Source organism: Mycetohabitans endofungorum (assembly GCF_037477895.1).
GTDB lineage: Bacteria > Pseudomonadota > Gammaproteobacteria > Burkholderiales > Burkholderiaceae > Mycetohabitans.
Genome location: NZ_CP132744.1, coordinates 1,049,851 through 1,070,069 on the forward strand (window position 1 = coordinate 1,049,851; position 20,219 = coordinate 1,070,069).

General features: G+C 56.5%; 18 protein-coding genes, 1 tRNA gene, 1 pseudogene and 1 other annotated feature. Of the genes and pseudogenes, 11 read left to right on the forward strand and 9 right to left on the reverse strand.

The genetic code is table 11. The annotated features are described in order from the left end of the window. The first annotated feature begins 5 nt into the window (after nucleotides 1-5). Entirely contained in the window at nucleotides 6-803 is a 798-nt protein-coding gene (gene cysE / locus RA167_RS04755) for a serine O-acetyltransferase (protein ID WP_076786759.1), read from the forward strand. Here cysE and RA167_RS04760 read toward each other — a convergent pair. The 4 genes from RA167_RS04760 to RA167_RS04775 all read right to left on the reverse strand — a co-directional run bounded on the left by RA167_RS04760 (nucleotide 787) and on the right by RA167_RS04775 (nucleotide 3,607). Further along, a complete protein-coding gene (locus RA167_RS04760; protein ID WP_076786761.1) occupies nucleotides 787-1,575 on the reverse strand; it encodes a UDP-2,3-diacylglucosamine diphosphatase in 789 nt (262 codons plus the stop codon). The two genes, cysE and RA167_RS04760, sit on opposite strands and share 17 nt — an antisense overlap. 16 nt (nucleotides 1,576-1,591) lie before the next feature. Continuing rightward, nucleotides 1,592-2,083, reverse strand: coding sequence for a peptidylprolyl isomerase (locus RA167_RS04765; protein ID WP_076786763.1), 492 nt, complete (start codon nucleotides 2,081-2,083; stop codon nucleotides 1,592-1,594). Nucleotides 2,084-2,145: 62 nt separating this feature from the next. After that, nucleotides 2,146-2,742, reverse strand: coding sequence for a peptidylprolyl isomerase (locus RA167_RS04770; RefSeq protein ID WP_076786766.1), 597 nt, complete (start codon nucleotides 2,740-2,742; stop codon nucleotides 2,146-2,148). Between the two features lie 97 nt (nucleotides 2,743-2,839). After that, nucleotides 2,840-3,607, reverse strand: coding sequence for a tetratricopeptide repeat protein (locus RA167_RS04775; protein ID WP_422393160.1), 768 nt, complete (start codon nucleotides 3,605-3,607; stop codon nucleotides 2,840-2,842). Between the two features lie 241 nt (nucleotides 3,608-3,848). Here RA167_RS04775 and cysS point away from each other — a divergent pair, with 241 nt between their 5' ends. The 7 genes from cysS to RA167_RS04810 all read left to right on the forward strand — a co-directional run bounded on the left by cysS (nucleotide 3,849) and on the right by RA167_RS04810 (nucleotide 10,928). Then, a complete protein-coding gene (cysS, locus tag RA167_RS04780) occupies nucleotides 3,849-5,249 on the forward strand; it encodes a cysteine--tRNA ligase (RefSeq protein WP_076786768.1) in 1,401 nt (466 codons plus the stop codon). Between the two features lie 41 nt (nucleotides 5,250-5,290). After that, nucleotides 5,291-6,229, forward strand: coding sequence for a DNA-3-methyladenine glycosylase family protein (locus RA167_RS04785; protein ID WP_076787828.1), 939 nt, complete (start codon nucleotides 5,291-5,293; stop codon nucleotides 6,227-6,229). 160 nt (nucleotides 6,230-6,389) lie between these two features. Beyond that, nucleotides 6,390-7,361, forward strand: a complete 972-nt coding sequence (locus RA167_RS04790; RefSeq protein WP_076786770.1) for an acetyl-CoA carboxylase carboxyltransferase subunit alpha — start codon at nucleotides 6,390-6,392, stop codon at nucleotides 7,359-7,361. A gap of 46 nt (nucleotides 7,362-7,407) precedes the next feature. Further along, nucleotides 7,408-8,844 (forward strand): tRNA lysidine(34) synthetase TilS, encoded by a 1,437-nt coding sequence (tilS, locus tag RA167_RS04795; protein WP_076786773.1) that lies wholly within the window; start codon nucleotides 7,408-7,410, stop codon nucleotides 8,842-8,844. Between the two features lie 218 nt (nucleotides 8,845-9,062). Beyond that, a complete protein-coding gene (locus RA167_RS04800; protein WP_076786775.1) occupies nucleotides 9,063-10,313 on the forward strand; it encodes an aspartate kinase in 1,251 nt (416 codons plus the stop codon). A 131-nt stretch (nucleotides 10,314-10,444) separates the two neighbouring features. Beyond that, nucleotides 10,445-10,538 (forward strand) — tRNA-Ser (locus RA167_RS04805). Nucleotides 10,539-10,664: 126 nt separating this feature from the next. Then, nucleotides 10,665-10,928 carry a hypothetical protein gene (locus tag RA167_RS04810; protein WP_139337098.1) on the forward strand — a complete coding sequence of 88 codons (264 nt, stop codon included), beginning with the start codon at nucleotides 10,665-10,667 and terminating at the stop codon, nucleotides 10,926-10,928. 406 nt (nucleotides 10,929-11,334) lie between these two features. Here RA167_RS04810 and RA167_RS04815 read toward each other — a convergent pair whose 3' ends face one another. The 3 genes from RA167_RS04815 to RA167_RS04825 form a co-directional block, all read right to left on the reverse strand. Then, nucleotides 11,335-12,648 carry a condensation domain-containing protein gene (locus RA167_RS04815; protein WP_076786777.1) on the reverse strand — a complete coding sequence of 438 codons (1,314 nt, stop codon included), beginning with the start codon at nucleotides 12,646-12,648 and terminating at the stop codon, nucleotides 11,335-11,337. Nucleotides 12,649-12,965: 317 nt separating this feature from the next. Then, on the reverse strand, nucleotides 12,966-13,901 hold the full coding sequence (locus RA167_RS04820) for a hypothetical protein (RefSeq protein WP_139337099.1): 936 nt from the start codon (nucleotides 13,899-13,901) through the stop codon (nucleotides 12,966-12,968). 475 nt (nucleotides 13,902-14,376) lie between these two features. Further along, entirely contained in the window at nucleotides 14,377-15,297 is a 921-nt protein-coding gene (locus RA167_RS04825; protein WP_076786781.1) for a hypothetical protein, read from the reverse strand. Nucleotides 15,298-15,808: 511 nt separating this feature from the next. On the opposite strand from RA167_RS04825, the gene RA167_RS04830 reads away from it, so the two are divergent. The 3 genes and pseudogenes from RA167_RS04830 to RA167_RS04840 all read left to right on the forward strand — a co-directional run. Then, nucleotides 15,809-16,153 carry a hypothetical protein gene (locus tag RA167_RS04830; RefSeq protein ID WP_076786784.1) on the forward strand — a complete coding sequence of 115 codons (345 nt, stop codon included), beginning with the start codon at nucleotides 15,809-15,811 and terminating at the stop codon, nucleotides 16,151-16,153. A 526-nt stretch (nucleotides 16,154-16,679) separates the two neighbouring features. After that, nucleotides 16,680-17,917 (forward strand): IS3 family transposase gene (locus tag RA167_RS04835; RefSeq protein WP_139337100.1). Its coding sequence is split into 2 segments (ribosomal slippage): nucleotides 16,680-16,971 and nucleotides 16,971-17,917, totalling 1,239 coding nucleotides; the frame shifts between segments, so codons are not numbered across the junction. Then, nucleotides 16,961-17,077, forward strand: a sequence feature (AL1L pseudoknot). (Overlaps the previous gene by 117 nt.) A 123-nt stretch (nucleotides 17,918-18,040) precedes the next feature. Next, nucleotides 18,041-18,274: pseudogene (locus tag RA167_RS04840) on the forward strand (IS3 family transposase); the annotation flags it as partial. A 182-nt stretch (nucleotides 18,275-18,456) separates the two neighbouring features. On the opposite strand, the gene RA167_RS04845 reads toward RA167_RS04840, so the two are convergent. Both RA167_RS04845 and RA167_RS04850 read right to left on the reverse strand, forming a co-directional pair. Beyond that, on the reverse strand, nucleotides 18,457-19,377 hold the full coding sequence (locus RA167_RS04845) for a nucleotidyl transferase AbiEii/AbiGii toxin family protein (RefSeq protein WP_076786788.1): 921 nt from the start codon (nucleotides 19,375-19,377) through the stop codon (nucleotides 18,457-18,459). Next, nucleotides 19,370-20,128 (reverse strand): type IV toxin-antitoxin system AbiEi family antitoxin domain-containing protein, encoded by a 759-nt coding sequence (locus tag RA167_RS04850; RefSeq protein ID WP_076786790.1) that lies wholly within the window; start codon nucleotides 20,126-20,128, stop codon nucleotides 19,370-19,372. Before RA167_RS04850 ends, RA167_RS04845 begins: the two co-directional genes overlap by 8 nt. Nucleotides 20,129-20,219: the final 91 nt, after the last annotated feature.

Here is a 20,219-nt window from a genome sequence, read left to right on the forward strand (position 1 = left end):
TCGCCATGTTTGACAGACTTTGCGAAGACATTGTTGCCATCCGCCAGAAGGACCCAGCTGCACGCGGCACGTGGGAGGTCCTGACCTGTTACCCTGGGTTGCACGCGCTGATGTTCCACCGGCTCGCGCACCGTTGCTGGCGGGCGGGGTGGCGCTGGCTCGGGCGCTTCGTGTCGCACCTGGGGCGGTTTTTTACCGGGATCGAGATTCATCCGGGCGCGACCATCGGCCGTCGGGTCTTTATCGATCATGGGATGGGCGTGGTGATTGGCGAAACGGCCGAAGTGGGGGACGATTGCACGATTTATCAAGGCGTCACGCTGGGGGGCACGTCGTTGTCGCGCGGCGCCAAGCGGCATCCGACGCTGCAAGCCGGCGTGATCGTCGGTGCGAACGCACAAGTGCTCGGTGGTTTCACGGTTGGCGAGGGCGCGAAGATCGGCTCCAATGCCGTGGTGGTGAAGCCGGTGCCCGCTGGGGCGACCGTCGTCGGCAATCCGGCGCGCGTGATTGTGCCCAACGTGCCATCGCCCGGCGCCACGCTAATCAACGGGGTGAGTGGCAAGCATGAAGGCATGCCGCTGAAACAGCCCTTTGCTGCGTATGGCCTGACGCCGAACGCCCACGATCCGATGTCGCTAGTCATTCACGGACTGATCGATCATGCCGCGCAGCAGTCGGGTCGGATTGACGAGTTGGTGGCAGCGCTCGAGCGCCTGGGCGCGCGTCTGGAGCAACTCGGCGGCTGCCAGTCTAGTATCGCAGACCTACGTAAGCTCGGCGAGGTTATTCAGAACAAGTAGCCTGCGTCGGGCCGCCGCAGACATCGAGCGGCAGTGCGTGGATGCCGTCTGCGTCGATTCTCAGGTAGCCGCCACGCGGTACACCGTGGTCCAGCTCCCAGTCTGGCAGCACCCAGCGTGTGGTGCCATGCTGGTGATGGCAAGCGGGTAAATGCGTGTGGCCATGGATCATTGTGCGGGTATGGGTCGTGGCGAACAGATGCGCGAGCGCGTCGGGTGTCGCGTCATATCGCGGCGACGGTTGCGCCGGTCGGGCGAGGCTCTTGCGTCGCATGCTCTCGCCGACCCTTTCACGCCAGCGCAACGGCAGCGCGAGAAATAGGCTTTGCGCGAGTGCAGTGCGCGCGACGCGGCGAAATCGTTGGTAGCCGACATCGGCCGTGCACAGCGCGTCGCCATGCGTGAGTACGATGCGCTCGCCAAAGGCAGTGATGACGAATGGATCGGGCAGCGGCATGGCGCCCGCAGCCGCCATGAAGCGGCGGCCGAGCAAGAAATCGCGGTTGCCAGGCATCACGTACAACGCGATGCCGTGTTCGGACAGCGTATGCATCAGCTCGGCAATATGTCGTGCAAACGGCGACGCGAGCATCTCGTCGCCGATCCAATACTCGAACAGGTCGCCGAGAATGAATACCGAATCGGCGTCGCGCGCAGTGACGCGGATGAAATGCGCGAACGCATCGACGGTGCGCGGCAGCGCCTCGCTCAGATGCAGGTCGGAGATCAGCAGCAGCGCGCGCGACGCGGCGCCGTTATCAGCGGGGCTCAACGCGCGCGTTCCGGTCTCAGACGACGACGGCCTTCTCGATCACGACGTCTTCCAGCGGCACGTCCTGGTGAAAGCCGCTACTGCCGGTGCGCACCGCCTTGATTTTGTTGACCACGTCCATGCCTTCGACCACCTTGCCGAACACGGTGTAGCCCCAGCCTTGCGGCGTCGGCGCGCTGTGATTTAAGAAGTCGTTGTCGTTGACGTTGATGAAGAACTGGGCGCTCGCTGAATGCGGATCGTTGGTGCGGGCCATCGCAATCGTGCCGACCTCGTTCTTCAGTCCGTTGTTCGCCTCGTTGTCGATCGGCGCATCGGTTGGCTTTTGCTTCATGCCGGGTTCGAACCCGCCCCCCTGGATCATGAAGCCGTTGATCACGCGGTGAAACACCGTGTTGTCATAGTGGCCCTTCTTCACATAGTTCAAGAAGTTATCGACCGTCTTGGGCGCCTTTTCGGCGTTCAATTCCAGCTTGATGACGCCGTAATTCGTGTGTAGTTCGACCATGTTCGTTCCTTGTCCGTGTCGGTTGAATGAGGGTTACGCTCGGTTGCGCTGCAACGGCGTTCTTACTTGGACACCACCGTGGCCGATTGGATCACGATGGGCTTTTGCGGCACGTCTGAAAAGCTGCCGCGCAGGGTGGTGGGCGTCGCCTCAATCTTCTTGACGACGTCCAAGCCAGCGATGACTTTGCCGAATACTGCATAGCCGTGGCCGTCAGGATTCGGGTAATCGAGATTCGGATTGTCCACCGTATTGATGAAGAATTGAGCGCTTGCCGAGTTCGGATCACTGGTGCGTGCCATTGCGATCGAACCGGCCGTATTCTTCAGCCCGTTGCGGCTTTCCAGTGGGATCGGCGCCCGTGTGGGCTTTTGCTCCATCTCCGGTGTGAAACCGCCGCCTTGAATCATGAAGCCGCGAATGACGCGATGAAAAATCGTGTTGTTGTATTGGCCTGATGCCACATACTGGATGAAATTATCGACTGTGCGTGGCGCTTTCTCCGGATACAGTTCGACGCGAACCTCGCCCATCGACGTGTTGAACAGCACATTCGGATGGCTTGCGCCCGCCTGGCGAGTTCCGGCATTGGATTGGGCATGCACCGGCGCTGACGCGATGAACGCCGTGCCAAGCAGGGTGGACAGCAGCAGTTTCATGTTTCGGCTCCTGTGTTAAGGGCATCGGTTGAAAAAACACCTCGTGCGCCGCGTGCAGCGCAACACGCCCGCGACGGCGCAGGCCGGGGCGGACGGATCAAGGTTGTGTCGTCTGCGGCGCCATATAGGGGGCGAGCGCAGGCGCCGCGCTGGTGCCCGGGACGATTGTCGGGAAGTTTGGCGTCGCGTTCTGTGGTGGCGGTGTGGTCGGCACCGCCACCGCGCGGCCGGCCGGTGCCTCGCCGTCGCCCTGCGGTGCGCCGGCGCCGCCGGGTTGTGCGTCGGTGGCGCCATGCGGTGCATCGGTGGCGCTAGGCCGTGCATCGGCGCGCGCCAGCGGGCTCATCAGTTGCGTGAGCTGCCGGCTGCGCCGCGCCGAATACGCGTCACGTGAATCGAGCGCGCTGGCGCGCTTGAACGACTCCGCCGCCAGCCGCAGGTAGAGGTCGCCCAAGTTGGCTTGCGCGAGCGCATAGCCTGGACTGGCGCGCAGCGCCGTCTCGAGCGCCACGCGGGCTTCATCCAACTTGCCGCGCTTCGCATACAGCGCGGCCAAGTTATTGTACGGCTCGGGCAGTTCTGGATAGGTTTGCGTGAGCGCCGTGTACGCGGTTATCGCGTCGTCGTCGCGGCCCAATTGCGCGAGCACATTAGCGCGCTTGAAGCGCGCCTGCGCATCGCGCGGGTGCGAGCGCACGCGCGCGTCGAGCCGCGTGAGCGCGCCGGCCCAGTCGTGCTGCGCGATCGCGGCGTCGATTTCGGGCGTGCCGTCGGCGACGGCGGGCGAAACCTGCGCTTGCGCTGTGCCGGCGGCGACCAAGAAGCTCATTGCCGCAAGCGCGATGCGACCGCGGGTCATGTTCATAGGCTCTTTTCACGGTGTTATACTTCAGCCCATTCTAACAAACGTCCGGCTGTTCCCGAAAAGAAGAACAGTCAACGGTCTTCGCGCCACTCGTGGCCGCATCCGACCCAGTCGTCTCCCCGAACGGATCACGTCGGCGGCCGTGTGGCCGTGCGACACCCTCGCGCGAAGCGGGTGGCGTATCGCGTGAGTGTCGCGGCCGGCTGCGTTTGACAGCGCTCGGCGCACGCAACGTTTTTCTATGGATCAGCTCCGTCTATATAACACGCTCAGTCGCAACAAAGAGACCTTCGTTCCCTTGCACGATGGCGAAGTACGCATGTACGTATGCGGTATGACCGTCTATGACTATTGCCACGTCGGTCATGGTCGGCTGATGGTCGTGTTCGACATGATCCAGCGCTGGCTGCGCACGCTTGGCTATCGTGTCACGTATGTGCGCAATATCACCGACATCGACGACAAAATCATTCGTCGCGCGGTGGACAACGGCGAGCCGATTCGCGCGCTGACCGAGCGCTTCATTGAGGCGATGCACGAGGACGAGGCGGCGTTGAACATCCAACGCCCGGACCATGAGCCGCGCGCCACGCAATTCATTGCGCAGATGCTGGGCATGATCGACGCGCTTGAGCGCAACGGCTATGCGTACCAGGGCCGTGATGGCGACGTCAATTATGCGGTGCGCAAGTTTGCCGCATACGGCCAGTTGTCCGGCAAGTCGCTCGAGGATCTGCGCGCGGGCGAGCGCGTGGCGCAGAACGACGCCAAGGAGGATCCGCTCGATTTCGTGCTATGGAAGCGCTCAAAGGGCGGCGAGCCGCCCGACACCGGCTGGGATTCGAAATGGGGGCGCGGGCGACCGGGCTGGCACATTGAGTGCTCGGCCATGAGTTGCGCGTTGCTCGGCGAGCGGTTCGACATCCACGGCGGCGGCCAGGACCTGCAATTTCCTCACCATGAGAATGAGATCGCGCAGAGCGAGGGCGCGACTGGCCAGCCTTTCGTCAACTACTGGTTGCACAACGGGTTCGTCAACGTTGACAATGAGAAGATGTCCAAATCACTTGGCAACTTCTTCACGCTGCGTGACGTGTTGCAGCGCTATGACGGCGAAGTGATCCGAATGCTGATTCTGCGCGCGCATTATCGCTCGCCGCTGAATTATAGTGATCCGCACCTGGATGACGCGCGCGCGGCGCTCACGCGGCTTTATACCGCGCTCAAGGATGTCACGCCGGACGGTCATGCGCTGGACTGGAGCGAGCGTCATGCGGCGGCATTCCGCGCCGCGATGAACGACGATTTCAACACACCGGTTGCGTTCGCAACGTTGTTCGACCTGGTCACGGACTTGAACCGTACTGGCGATCCCGCGTTGGCGCGCCAGCTCAAGGGATTGGCCGGCGTACTGGGCATGCTCGGGCGCGATCCGCGCGAATATCTACAGGCAAGCGCGCCCGCTGCGCAGGGGCTTGCGCTGCTCGATGCTGCGCAGATCGACGAACAAATCGAAGCCCGCGCGCAGGCCAAGCGCGCGAAGAACTATGCCGAAGCAGACCGGATCCGAGCGGCATTGCTCGATGCCGGTGTCGTGCTCGAAGACAAACCGGGTGGAAAGACCGAATGGCGACGCGTGTGAAGCGCGGCGGCGTTGGCATGAGTCCGCAGTCAGGAGGCGAGATGGCAACGGCCAAGAAGGCGGCGCGCAGCACTGAGGCGAAGGCGCCGCCGGAGGCGACGACAGCGGCGGCAAAGCGCGGCACGGCCCGTACGCGTGTGACGCACACCAATGGGCTTGACGAAGACGCCGCGCCACGACGCGCGCCTCGTGCAGCCTCGAACGCGGAGCCGGCACGCAGCGCGCGCGCGTCGGTGTCGGGGGCTGAGCCAGTGCGCCAGGCGCGTTCGCCGGAGTCAGACGTTGGGCTGGCGCGCAAAGCTGCCGCACCGGCGTCCGAGGCATCGGTGCCGGCCGCATTGCAGGAGCGGATGTCCGCCGCGTCTCGACCCGAATATTGGGACCGTGCGTGCGCAGACCTGGTTCGTCGCGATCGTATCCTGAAAAAGTTGATTCCGCAGTTCGGGCCCGTTCACTTGATGGTGCGCGGCGATCCGTTTATGACGCTTGCCCGTTCCATCGTGGGGCAGCAGATCTCGGTCAGCGCTGCGCAGGCGATATGGGCGCGGCTCGCGGCCGCATGCCCGTCGATTGCGCCGGCGCGCATCGTGAAGCTTGGGCAGCCGCGATTGCTCGAGTGCGGATTGTCCAAGCGCAAGTCGGAGTACATCCTGGACCTTGCGCAGCATTTTACGTCCGGTGCGCTGCATATCGCATCATGGGCGTCGATGGATGACGAGGCGGTCATTGGCGAGCTTACGCAGATACGCGGAATTGGCCGCTGGACCGCCGAAATGTTTCTAATTTTCAACCTGATGCGCCCGAACGTGCTGCCGCTGGATGACCTCGGGCTGATCCGTGCGATCAGTGTCAATTATTTCAGCGGCGAGCCGGTCACGCGCAGTGAAGCCAGGGAGGTCGCGGCGAATTGGGAGCCGTGGCGTACTGTCGCGACGTGGTACATGTGGCGCAGTCTGGAACCGCTGAGCGCGCAGGCTTAGCCCGCGCCATCGGGTGCAGGTTGGACATGGTGACGCAATGTCCGCTGCCAGCATCGCATCGGTAACTATCAGAACGCCGATGCGATAGTTCAGAGCCGGTTCCGGTAAGGCGACACGCGGTTAGAATACGCGCTGCCGGATAGTTCAAGGATTCGAACAAATGAAGACCACCTTTCTGGATTTCGAGCAGCCGATCGCGGAGCTCGAAGCAAAGATCGAAGAATTGCGCTTCGTGCAGGATGATTCGGCCGTCGATATTTCGGAAGAGATCGAGCGGCTGTCCAAGAAAAGTCAGCAACTGACGAAGGACCTGTATGCGCACCTGTCGCCTTGGCAGGTGTCACAGATCGCGCGGCATCCGCAGCGCCCCTATACACTCGACTATGTGAACGAGTTGTTCACGGATTTCCACGAATTGCACGGTGACCGGTCATTTGCCGATGATCTGTCGATCATCGGTGGCCTGGCGCGCTTCAATGGTCATCCGTGCATGGTGATTGGTCAGCAGAAGGGACGCGACACGAAGGAGCGCGCGTTGCGCAACTTCGGTATGTCGCGTCCGGAAGGCTATCGCAAGGCTGAGCGGCTGATGCGGGTGGCTGAGAAATTTAACTTGCCGATTTTCACGTTCATCGACACGCCGGGTGCGTATCCGGGCGTGGGCGCCGAGGAGCGAGGTCAGTCCGAGGCCATTGGTCGCAATCTCTATGTGATGGCCGAGTTGAAAGTGCCGACGATCGCGACGATCATTGGCGAGGGCGGCTCCGGCGGCGCATTGGCCATTGCCGTCGTCGACAGCGTGTTGATGTTGCAGTTCTCGACCTATTCGGTGATTTCGCCGGAAGGGTGTGCGTCGATCCTATGGAAGAGTGCGGCGAAGGCGCCCGAGGCAGCGGAGGCGCTGGGCTTGACCGCGCACCGGCTCAAGGCACTCGGCCTGATCGACAAGATCGTCAACGAGCCGCTGGGCGGTGCACACCGGGATCCAAAAGGCATGGCCGCGATGCTGCGCCGCGCGCTGGCCGACTCGCTGCGACAATTCCAGGGCATGAGTTCAAACGATCTGTGTGCCCGTCGCTTCGAACGGCTGATGAACTACGGTAAATACAAGGTCGGCCCGTTCGGCAACTAACAGCGTAACGCGGCACGCGCCGGGTGACATCCATACGGGTAAGCGGATGACGACTGCGGACGAATCATCGGTCGAGCGTCTGGTTCTCGGTGCGGTGGCAGCACAGGTCGCCGCGCTGCATGGCGATGAGTCCGTTGCGATCGCTTTCAGTGGGGGCCTCGACTCCACGGTGCTACTGCATGCGGCGACTCGCGTGCTCGGCGCGCGCCGGTGTGTCGCGTTGCACGTTCATCACGGGCTCAGTCCTCATGCCGATGCCTGGCGCAGCCATTGCGCCGACGTGGCGTGCCGGCTCGGCGTCGTTTTCGATTGCCGCGCCGTTGCGATCGCGCGCACGCCACAGCACAGCGTCGAAGCGCTGGCGCGTGACGCCCGCTATGCAGCGCTCGAACAGATGTGCGCGGCCCATCGCGTGCGCATGCTGTGGCTCGGCCATCACGCGGACGACCAAGCCGAGACCGTGCTGCTGCAATTACTGCGTGGCGCGGGGCTGCCCGGACTCGCCGCGATGCCGTTGCATCGCGTGCTGCCGAACGGGCTCATCCACGTGCGGCCTTTATTGTCGGTACTGCGGGCTTCTCTCGACGCGTATGCGCGTCAGCATGCACTGCGCTGGATCGAGGATGAATCCAATGCAGACCCTCGGTATGCGCGCAATGCGGTGCGGCGGCATGTGACGCCGACGCTGGCCGTCCATTTTCCAGGGTATCGCGACGCGCTAGCGCGAACGGCCCGGCATGCCGCCGCCGCGCAGCGTCTGCTCGAAGATTTGGCCATGATCGATCTGCGTGCATGCACGTTTGCCAGCCGGCGTGCTGCCGTCGTGACCTTGAAGCGATCCGATGCATCGGTGCCCGTGGGTCCAACGTTATCGCGGCGTGCGCTGGTTGAACTCAGTGACGAGCGCGCGGTCAATCTGTTGCGCTTCTGGATGCGCAAGGCGGGGCTGGCGACGGCATCCGCAGCGCGCGTCGATGAAATACTGCGCCAATTGCGTGAGGCTGGTGACGACGCAGCGCTGCGGATCGAGCACAACGAACATTGCTTGCGCTTGTATCGCAACCGAGTCTGGTGGGAACGCCAGGATGACGGGGCGGCCAGCCATGACGCGATGCCGCCGAGCGCCGAGTTGCGATGGTCGGGCCAGTCGGTCTGGCGGCTGCCGGCGTGGCGAGGGGCGATTGTTTTCGTGCTGTGTGATGCCGATGATGAGCAGGGGGTGCAGCGCAGCGTCCTCGAATGCGCGCCGCTCACGGTGCGCGGCCGGCGCGGCGGCGAGCGCATGCGCTTGCGCGCCGGTGGCCCGCTTCGCACGTTGAAGAACCTTTTCCAAGAGGCGGCGGTGCCGGCCTGGCGACGCGATGTCCCGTTGTTGTTCGTCGGCGACATGTTGCTATGGGTGCCTGGGCTGGGCGTCGATCCCAACGTCGCGGGCAGAGGTCGGGTGCGGATCGAATGGCGCCCGGACATATTGCTTGCATGATCCCCGGCCGCGGGCGCGCGGCGGCGTGGCACGCATTTTCGCTTGTCAAGTGCACCGGCATACGGTAGGGTTACCGGTTTGCTCGTCTGGCTTTCCCCGATTTTTCTCGATTGGGCAGGCGTGCACGCGCTGACGGCGCCGCTTCTCGTTTGTGTCCCTTTTTGTCGAACGACCCCGCGTGCGCGCCGGCGTGGTTTCCCCTCTAGCTCATAACGACAATGGCACTCATCGTCCATAAATACGGCGGCACCTCGATGGGCTCGGTCGAGCGCATCAGGAATGTCGCGAGGCGCGTCGCGAAGTGGCACAAGGCGGGTCACCGGTTGGTCGTCGTGCCGTCCGCGATGTCCGGTGAAACCAACCGCTTGCTCGCGCTTGCGAAGGAAATTTCGGCGCAGCCTAGTCCGCGTGAACTCGACATGATCGCTTCGACGGGCGAGCAGGTCAGCGTTGGCCTGTTGTCGATTGCACTGCAGGAAGAAGGCGTCAACGCGGTCAGCTATGCAGGCTGGCAGGTTGCGGTCAAGACCGATAGCGCGTTCACGAAGGCTCGCATTAGCGAGATTGATGATAAACGCGTGCTGGCCGACCTGGATGCCGGCAAGGTCGTCGTCATCACGGGTTTTCAGGGCGTGGATCCTGACGGCCACATCACCACGTTGGGCCGGGGGGGCTCCGATACGTCGGCAGTCGCGATCGCGGCCGCGATGCGCGCTGACGAATGCTTGATCTACACTGACGTAGACGGCGTGTACACGACCGACCCGCGCGTTGTCGAAGAGGCACGCCGGCTTGATCGGGTCACGTTCGAGGAGATGCTAGAGATGGCCAGCCTCGGCTCCAAAGTGCTGCAGATTCGATCGGTCGAATTTGCCGGCAAATACCGGGTTAAGACGCGCGTGTTGTCGAGCCTGACTGATCCGCTGATGCCGCTGGACGACGAAATGCGTTCGGGCACCCTGATTACCTTTGAAGAAGACGAGAAAATGGAACAAGCCGTTATCTCCGGTATCGCCTTTCAGCGTGACGAAGCGCGCATTGCGGTCATGGGCGTGCCCGACAAGCCAGGCATTGCCTACCAGATCCTCGGGCCGGTCGCCGACGCCAACATCGACGTCGACATGATCATCCAGAACACCAGTGTGGACGGCAAGACCGACTTCACGTTTACCGTTGGCCGTGGCGACTACCAGCGCGCGATGGACATCCTCAACCAGTCCGACGGACATGGGAACGCGCAGACGGTGCTGGGCGATCCAAAGGTGTCGAAGGTATCGGTCGTCGGCGTCGGTATGCGCTCGCACGTGGGCGTCGCTAGCAAGATGTTCCGCACGTTGTCGGAGGAGGGCATCAACATCCAGATGATCTCGACGTCCGAAATCAAGATCTCGGTGTTGATCGACGAAAAGTACATGGAGCTTGCCGTGCGCGCGCTTCATAAAGCGTTCGAACTCGACCAGGCGGATTGAGCGGTGGCTGTCGCATTGGCGGCTGCCGATCGTGGCGCGCCCGTTGTAGCGTCTTATGAATTGACGTGATCGCGTAGAGCCGCTATGATCTTGCCTTCGTCGCGTGGACTCCCTACGCGAGCGAAGTTTCGGGAGACGTGGCCGAGAGGTCGAAGGCACTCCCCTGCTAAGGGAGCATCTGGGCCAAAACCTGGATCGAGGGTTCGAATCCCTCCGTCTCCGCCAGTACTTCGGTATAGGGCGGTGGAAACCCCGGTTCTTCACGGAGAACCGGGGTTTTCTTTATTTGTCGCCTGTTCCGATTGCTACGCAAATTACGTGCGTGTTACACGTGAGCTAGTGGAGAGTCGGGTGGCAACACACCTGACGCGGCGCGGCGGCGTTTACTATCTGTGCCGCAGCATTCCCCAAAACCTAATCGACGGCTTCGGTGGCGATCCCTGTGAGCACTGTGGGGCGGACCTCGTGGCGGCGGAGAAACAGGCCAAAGTCCTAAGATTGGAAAATCGATTAGCAAAGCTGCGGGTAGGTTACTCGGGCGAATGGTTCGGGTGTCAGGTAATTAATGGCATGATCCGCCATCAATCTCATCATTTTTGTTCGCCACTGCGCTGATCCAACCGCTTTGGGCTAGCCTACTGTGCAGCATCGCTTCGCGTTGCGCTTGCCTCATGCCTTATCCCTTATCGAGCTTGTCATGGACTTTGATCCGAACGCCGCATCGCACAGTGCTACTCATCACTTCGTGGTGCGTGCGTCTGACCTTTTACTGAGTTTGCAAATGGACTCCGATTTGAATTGCCGCGCGTCAATCGAACTGAGAACAGTGCGTCAATTAGGAGGAGAATGCTGGCGAGGCATGCAAGCCCGTCCACGGTAGCCGCATGCGCTGGATTTAGCGTGCTACGGCCTATCGCATCGAACAGGACTTACGACTTCCATCGCAGAAGAAGACGGTCGAGATGTCCGTCAAGGGCCAGGTGATAGGCGAGGGCAATGTGACTGCAAGTCCTACCTCGTTTTACAAATCCGACTTGACAAAACCTAGATCGACGTCGCCGACCAAGCGATGAGGCGTGTCAACAAATGCATACATGAGTTTCAGGAGCTGATTATGATGCATAGTCAGATCATCTATTGTGTAAAGTGCAGGGTTTGCGTTAAGGTTAATTTGTAATGGAGATTTATGAGATTGATTATATAAGGTAATCCAAATATCTTCGGATTGACCAGTTGATACGGCATAAGTTTTTGATGGATGTACTCCAAAGTCTGGGTTATAGTCAGGTGGCATAAAATTAATTGATGGGCCGTATAGTCGCTGATTTTTTGTTAATTTAAGTGCACGGCGTAGAGCCTGAGTTCGATAACGTTGATGTGACAATATTTCTCGAATTGTTTTGGCAGTTTGCTCTTTTAATACTGCTAGGCTCATACCAGGCTGTACAGTCAGTCGAAGCGGTAATTTATTGCATACTAATCCAGGGATGTACCGATCTTCGCCAAAGCGAGATTTAAACATTACGCCTAATATCAGGTCTTGAGAGTGGGTGAATTGATGAAGATAGGCGGCCATTGCAGCCGTGATAAGTACGACAAGATTGCGGGCGGGAAGGCCTTTTATGTCGGGCCTATCTACATAAGCTGTTTGATTTAAATAGTCCTTAGAGATTGGAGCTCGTAGACTTGTAAAGCTTACTGGCTCAGGTAAATTAGTGCAATATTTTACCCAATAGGCCTCGTCTTCTGTGTATTGTGAAGAAATTCTATATGCAGCATCATTTTCCAATAGCCTTGAAATTGGGCCAAAGGGACGCGTATTTATTACTACGCCTTGGGTCAGCATGCTATAAATTTGCGCTACGCGCTTCGTAATTAGGGAGCACCCGAAACCGTCAATCGCAATGTGATGATACCGATGGTACCAAAAAAATCGATTTGCTGTGACCTTAATCAAGGCAAAATAAAATAACGGGCTATGCAAAAGGTTGAACGCTTGTTGACATTCCTTTTTCATCCAAGCCATAGCGCTGGCGTGCGGGTCGACTTCAGTACTGACATCGATGACTGGCATGGACCAAACAGGGAGGCCGACATGCTGCTGAACGTTTTCGTTTTTTTCGATGAATTGAAGACGAAGCACTTCCGCTTCCATCACTACCTGCTGTAAAGATTTCTCAAATAAAATGGGATCAATTGCGCCATTGATTTCTGTAAATTGCGCTATATTAAACTGAGGGCTGTCTGGAAAAGATTTCTGGATCTGCCAAATGCCAAGCTGCAGTGATGTTAATGGGTAAATTGATGAATTTATATGGGTAAATTTGTTTTTCATAAAGTAGTAAAAACTTTAAATTAATAAATTTTTTGAAAATTAAGCAAATATCGAAGAGCTACCTGAAAATTATGATTAAGGGCGTCAGCTGTCAAAATGTGACAGTGTTCAAGCCGACGCTATCTGAAACAGCGTGGCATCACTGCGTGAATCGACTGTAAAAATACCGCAGAGCACGTGCGTAGTTTGCCAACTTGGATAATTTGCGCATTCGTTTTGAGAGGCGATTCGATATTTATTCCGCGTCCCTTTTGCTTTATCTGCTCATCAATTTGCTGATGTCTTGATTGGCTGGTCTTAACTAGGAAGGTCTTCATCTATTGTCCTACCTCCAGGTGAGGAGACTTATTTACGATCTTTGCTTTAGAGGAAATAAAATCAATATGGGGCATTTGTAACCCCATCCCGATACCAATATAAGCGCCAGCTGTACTTTCATTTAATAATGAATTTTTTGACCAATCTACGGTATTGGTGTAATCTGCACAGCCAATTGCAAACTCCATGGCAATCGAACTGTGCTTGAGATTCCCAAATAGACTCAAATACTCATTTGTCACATCTATGCCGCCGATTATAATTTTTTCGGCAATATTGTTTTTGATGATTAGTCGATTATTTCCTGCGGAGCAGCGTTTCATAAAATGCTTAATCTGATTGCCGAAATTTTCTTTTTGCTTGGCGTTATTACATAGAAATATAATGCCATCAAAACAGAATACTCCATCTAAGATAAAGCTTGGTTTTTTGTTGATAAGATTTATTAGTGATGCCTCAAGGAACTCGGTTACAGAATAGAGGAAACCGGCTTCCATTGCTTTTGAGTTATTTACAACCAAAATTTCTTCACCAAATCGACAAGAAATTTTTTCGCCTTGCGATCCAAATTCAACGCACTGTGTTGAAAGCATATCTGCATATGCATCCGAACGCCTTTTCAGTGTATCAGTAAAGCGCAGCGATAAAAGTTTGGAGAGGGCATAGTCAATTGTTTGCGGTGAGCAGTCTGACTTAACTATTGAAAGATGAGTCACTGTAGCTTTGCAAATATCCCATAAATTTTTTAACCTCTTATATTTTGAATAAGTGGTAATTAAAAGAAGGCCGGCATTTTTAGGATTTAAAAAATCAAAATCATCAAAACTTACTGCCGCAAAACCATGTTTTTTTGCAATCTTTGCACTTGCAATTGTGTCCGTAACAATCGGTATGCGACGTGTAATTAATTTATGAAAATAATGTTCGGCTTCCATTTATTTATACTATTCGTCAATTTCTGCTGATCATGAGATTGAGTATGAAGTTTATAAAACTTGACATTCTCGTTGTGACTTATATTGACATTATATACTAAGGATTTTAATTCAACTGCAAGATGTGTAGAAGGTGTGTGCAAGCTGGAATTTCTGCACGAAAGGTGTGGTGACCTGACTTGGGTACCAGTCATGACCATATTTTCAATTTGGTTTAAAAATAAGCTTGCTCAATATCAACCGCTGTATCCGTCTGAGCATTTGTTCTAAAAGGGCTCTTTAAAATTTTATATGTATGCATTTTTAATCGAATTGCTCGAGCAAATAAAGTCAAGCCGTTATAAATCCACACATTCCAGCAATTTTCCGGCGAATTGCGAGCCGTTATTTACTGTCGTCATCGAATTTCAAATGCACTCACTGCTGCTCTACGTTATAGGATAAGTTACAACGAGTAAAGAGCGATAGTGATTGTTTAGGTTTCGACTGCCCCCACAACCCGTGCTCGCGAAGAAATGAAATCGATATGCGGCATTTCCAAACCCATCCCAATACCAACATGCAATCCTAACGTGCCTTCATTAATCACGGAATTCCGGTTCCAGTCTACAGGCTCTGGATAGTCGACGCATCCAAGCGCGATCTCCATTGCCGTTACGCCTTGCTCAAGCTTGCTGAACATGCTGACGAACTGTTCCGTAACATCCACTCCGCCGATTAAAATTTTTTCAGCAGCGCTATTTTTAAAATAAATTGTGTTATTTCCGATGGCACAATTTTTCATTAATTGGGTTAGCACATTTCCAAATTTTTGCTTCAATTCTGCATTATTGCAAAGGTAAATCATGCCGTCGAAACGGAATTCGCCATCGATAACAAAACTTGTTTCCTTTCCCGCAATATTAACAATTGATGCTTCAAAGAACTCGGCGACTGAATACATCCAACCGGGCTCCATTTTGTCTTTATTATTGGCGATCAATACGTCATCACTAAATCTGCATATCAATTTTTGACCTTTCGAATCAAATTCGATGCAGTTTGCGCACAGCATATCCGTGTATGCCTTCTTGCGCACGTTGAGTGTGTCCGAAAAAGGTGCGGTCAGAAGTTTAGCTATTGAATAATCGATTGTTTCCGCCGAGCAATCAAATTTGGCCAATGCCAAATGTGCCAGGGTGGCTTTTGCCGTATCCCATAAATCTCGTAGTTTCGTATGAGTTTCGTAAGTGGTGATTAGCAGGAGCGCAGTGTTGGAAGGCGACGAGAAATCGAAATTATCAAAGTCGACCGTGGTAAAGCCATGTTTCTTTGCAATTTTTGAGCCAATCGTCGTATCAGTCACAACCGGTACACTACGCGCAGCGAGCGCCTGAAAATAATCGACAGCATGCATAATATCATCCTATTATTACTGTATAATAAATTGGCTGGAGAGCGAGCTGAAGCTGACTCTCCAGCCATTATGCTACTGCACCCGCTTACCAGTAGTAGTTTTGTGCGATGCGACGCTCTTCAGGGCTTACCGGACGTACTTTCACTTGCTGTGCTTGGTTCATAGTAACACCTCGTTAAAGTTGTCATGGAATACCTGCCAGCTCTTTGCCAGTCAGGCAATTCTAAAGTAGAACAAAGATCGAAAATTAGCAAGGCCTTAGATCCATATATTTGTGGCGATAAATTTTCTTTCGATGGAAATTTTTCTTTTTGCTATAAATTCTGTAACCAAAAAAATAAATTTTCGGCACTTTGTTTGATTTTTTTGAAATAATAGATTTTTGTAAACGATATAATTTCGAAATTTTTATCTTAAGCTCAGAATGATGATCATGCGTAGCCTATGCGAAGAAACTCTCACAGCTGAGGAAGACACGCGGACGATATGACAGACCTGCTCGCGGGCGCACGTGACGCGGCAGCACGGCGGCAAGCCAGCCGCGGTCGAAAGCACGCACCAGGACGGCGACGTTGGGATCGTGCGCATCATGTTTCCCGATGCGCCGTATTCCGAGCATCAAGCGTTGGTCGAGATATCGTGGGACGAGTTTTTCGACGAGTTCGAAAAGCGCTCGCTGGCGTTGTTGTATGAACCCGACAGCCTGTTCAGCAAGCTGGTGGGCCGGGATACCGTCGAGCACCGTCAGCACAGCGACCGGACCGTCACTCGGCGCGGCATTGAACGAGTATGCAGCGGGCCGTCATCGACGGCCCGCTGCACCGGGTGCGCAATCGCTTACGCGACCGCCGCATAGCAGATGACCCATTGCGCAGGCGGCCACGCCAGCAACCCCTGCACTCGCAAGCGGGAATGTGAGTACGGTGTGGGTGACTACTTGCATTGGGCGTTTGCACAGCAGTTCGATGCGGCGGCGCGTCATCGATGCACCGAGGGTTAGCAACTCGGACTGTAACTAGATCCTATGTAGCGAGAGACCAACCGAAGCTTAAGTCGTAAGCTTAAGTGAATCAAGGCGAACGCAATGGAGGCTATCATGCGTACAGATCACTTAGCCGGAGTCGATGCTGAGAACGTAATACTGGCAACGTCACTCGAACTGGCGGGGGCCCAATGGAAAATTGCGCTGCATGATGGACGCAGACAGAGTCCAGCGGTACACACGGTAAGGGGAGCGCAAGCGGCCATGCGAGTGCAAGCCCTATTGGAGGTGATTGAGCGGTACAAGCAAAAATGGTCGCTGCCCCAAGAGGTGCATGTGGTAGTCAGTTATGAACCGCACCGGGTTTGGTGGAGGCTCCAACTCTTGAGAAAATGGAGCCATGAACAAGAAGCCAAGCAAGTTTTCCCCGGAAGTGCGAGAGCGCGCAGTGCGCTTGGTACGCGAGCAGCGTAGTGAGCACCCGTCGATGTGGGCGGTAGTCGAATCGATTGCACCGATGATCGGCTGCACGCCGCAAACGTTGTTGGATTGGGTCAAGCGTGAGCAGGTCGATCGCGGTGAGCGCGATGGCGTGAGCACCGCCGAGCGCGAGCGAATCAAGGTCTTGGAGCGCGAGGTCAAGGAACTGCGCCGTACCAACGAGATTCTCAAGCTGGCGAGTGCGTTTTTCGCGCAGGCGCAGCTCGAGAACCGATTCAAGTCCTGAAGGCCTTCGTCGATCAGCATCGCGACACCTTCGGGGTCGAGCCGATCTGCAAGGTCTTGCGGATTGCCCCGTCGGGCTACCGACGCCATACGGCGCTGCTTCGTGACCCGTCCAAACGCTGCGCCCGTGCGAAACGCGATGAGATTCTGCAACCCGAGATCAAGCGTGTTTGGCAGGTCAACATGCAGGTCTATGGCGTGCCAAAGGTCTGGAGACAGATGAAGCGCGAAGGCATTGTGGTGGCACGCTGCACGGTCGAACGACTGATGAGGCGGCAGGGCTTGCGTGGCGCGCTCCGCGGCAAGCGTGTGCGTACAACGATTGCCGATATGAGCGCGCCGCGCCCGCTGGATCGGGTCAACCGCCAGTTCAAAGCTGACCGACCGAATCAGCTCTGGGTGTCGGACTTCACCTATGTTTCGACATGGCAGGGCTGGTTGTACGTGGCGTTTGTGATCGACGTGTTCGCCCGTCGCATCGTTGGCTGGCGCGTCAGTTCGTCGATGACCACGGAATTCGTTCTGGATGCACTTGAACAGGCGCTGTACGCCCGCCAGCCGGGCAACGACGGAACACTGGTCCATCATTCGGACAGAGGGTCGCAATACGTCAGCATTCGGTATAGCGAACGACTGACCGAAGCAGGCATCGAGCCATCGGTAGGCAGCCGTGGCGACAGCTACGATAACGCGTTGGCTGAAACGATCAACGGCCTGTACAAGGCAGAACTGATTCATCGGCGTACCCCTTGGAAAACAAGGGAATCCGTCGAATTAGCAACGCTGGAATGGCTCGCCTGGTATAACCATCATCGGTTGATGGAACCGCTCGGCTATATTCCACCCGCCGAAGCTGAGGCAAACTACTACAGGCAACTCAGAAATACTGCTGGTGTGCCCGCCTTAACTTAAACCAACCTGCCTCCACGATTCCCGGGGCGGTTCAATAGTCTATTAACTGTTGGATTGTATGGTCAAAAATGGCTTTTTGAGAGGGAGGCGCGAAAGAAAACTTGGACTACTTGGAGGTAGTTCATGTACTCGTATGAAGAGCGCATTCGAGCGGTTCGGTGCTACGTAAAACTAGGAAAGCGCATCGCAGCTACCATTGGTCAGCTGGGGTATCCGACAAAGAACTCGCTCAAATCCTGGCATCGCGAATACGAACAATGTCATGATTTGCGATCGGGTTATGTGCGTTCGAGGCCGAAGTACTTGCTCGAACAGAAGAAGGCGGCTGTTGACCACTACCTAAGCCATGGTCAGTGTAATCTGCTCGCGTAGCGGCTGGCGGAAAAAATCTCCCTTTGGCATCGGCGTCTTCGGATCCATTTAACCCTCGTCGAAATTTGCAGAAAAGTCACGCTAATATGCTGCCTCTTTCAATTCCACAATACCGTTTCAGCTTCATAGCGTTGCTGCATGAGCCGGGCAGATTGTTCAAGTCCGACTCAGTAGCGAGCGAAGGCCGTTTCGAGTTCCTCGATATGCTTTGCGAAAACCGCCGGACGTCTTTGGCGGAAGGTCTCAAGGTTCGCGAGCTTCCAGCGTAGTGCCGGCAGCTCGGCAGCGTGGGGAATGGCGAGGAGTGACCAGTCCGGCGTGCCACGCGCCAGGCCGAGCAGGAAGTGTCGATGCGCGAGAGTCAGGTGCGCTGGCAGTTCCTGCCGTAATCGCTGGCGGGTATTGAGCAGCGTGTCCAGACTGCAAGGCACTTCGGTCATGCCGACAAAGCTGCTGTCGTAGTTCCGCGTAATATTCTTGTCGCGGCCAAACAGCACCTCATGGATGGGGCGATTATGGCCGGCGAGATACACGACGAAGCACTCGATCATGCCATGCGTCAGTCGGCCCGATTGATAAAGCTGCCAGACGTCGAACAGATCGCGCGGGTGCTGGCGATCGAGGGCCGCCACGAGTTTGCCGCCATAGAGTTCGTCGAGCGCGAGCACGGGAAGTTCCAGTTCCGCAGTGAATTGTTCCGTCGTTCGCGCACACAACGCGCGCCGTTCGATGGGCAGGGCCGTGCCGTGAAAGACGGTATTGACTTCAATTTTGACCTGACTGGTTTCATCTTCGACAAGAAGCTTGGTATCGCTGAGACCCTTGCTGCCGATGAGGCGGGTGCGTACTCCTTGCGGAGTCAGCCGTTCTTCGACGGCAGCCAGTTCCTGTTGAATGGTGGAGAGCGCTTCCTCACGCGGTGTCTGCCGGGGTATATAGACGACGTCGATGTCGACCGACAGACGCGGCATGTTCTGCACAAACAGGTTGATGGCCGTGCCACCCTTCATCGCAAAGAGATCGTTGGCAAAGACATCCGGCGCGATGCGCAGCAGTGATCGGACGGTGTCGGCGAAGAATTTATCCATGTGGTCTCAGTACGAGGAGTGTGCCATCGGGAAGCTGGCTTATCCAGCGCCGGCCGCTACCGGTGGGAAGCGAGAATTGCGCGAGCAGCGCATCGACATCGAGCAGGTTGGTCTCGCGCGCCCAGGTCAGGCACAGGCGAACGGTTTTCACGCTGGTACAGCAGGCGAGCAACTGACCGAGCAATTTCTTGCGTGGGCTGCGCAGGCCTTCGAAGACCGCATGGGCGTCGTCCAATCCTTCACGGACGCCGACGTCGTACAGGAGTTCAAGTACGGCGCGTTCGGGGACCGCGACCTGAACACCAGCCGGTACATCGGGTGGTGCGATAAGCGTCTGGATGGCGAAGGGGGAATCGGGCCAGTCGAACAATCGGGCATACATATAACGCGCGGGAAAGCGGCTGGTGAACCAAGACGGCAGCGCAAAGCGCGTATCGCCCCACAGCACCAAGGGCTCGCGCCGGCCGACCTGGTGTCGCACGCCCTGCCAGGCAAGGGCGGTTTTGCCGCCGACGTGCAGACCGGGGACGCGCTGCTGCAGGAACCGGAGCGTGGCGTGGAGATTGAAATCATCGTTGGGAAAGGCATATACGCCCGATGCCAGCCGGACCAGCCAACCGCTGCTCACGTAGCGGGCGGCGAGCTGGGACGACACACCAAGCTGGTTCAGTGTGGCGACGTCGAACGGCGCTCCGCGGGGCAGGTTAGTCTGCAGGCGTTTGATTAGTTGATGTCGAGGAATTCGCTCCATGAGTGAATTTTACGACAAATTCTAATCTTACGGGCGCAAACTGATCGGAAGTTGACGTACAGATAGATCAAGGTCGGCGGTTGGCCTGTAC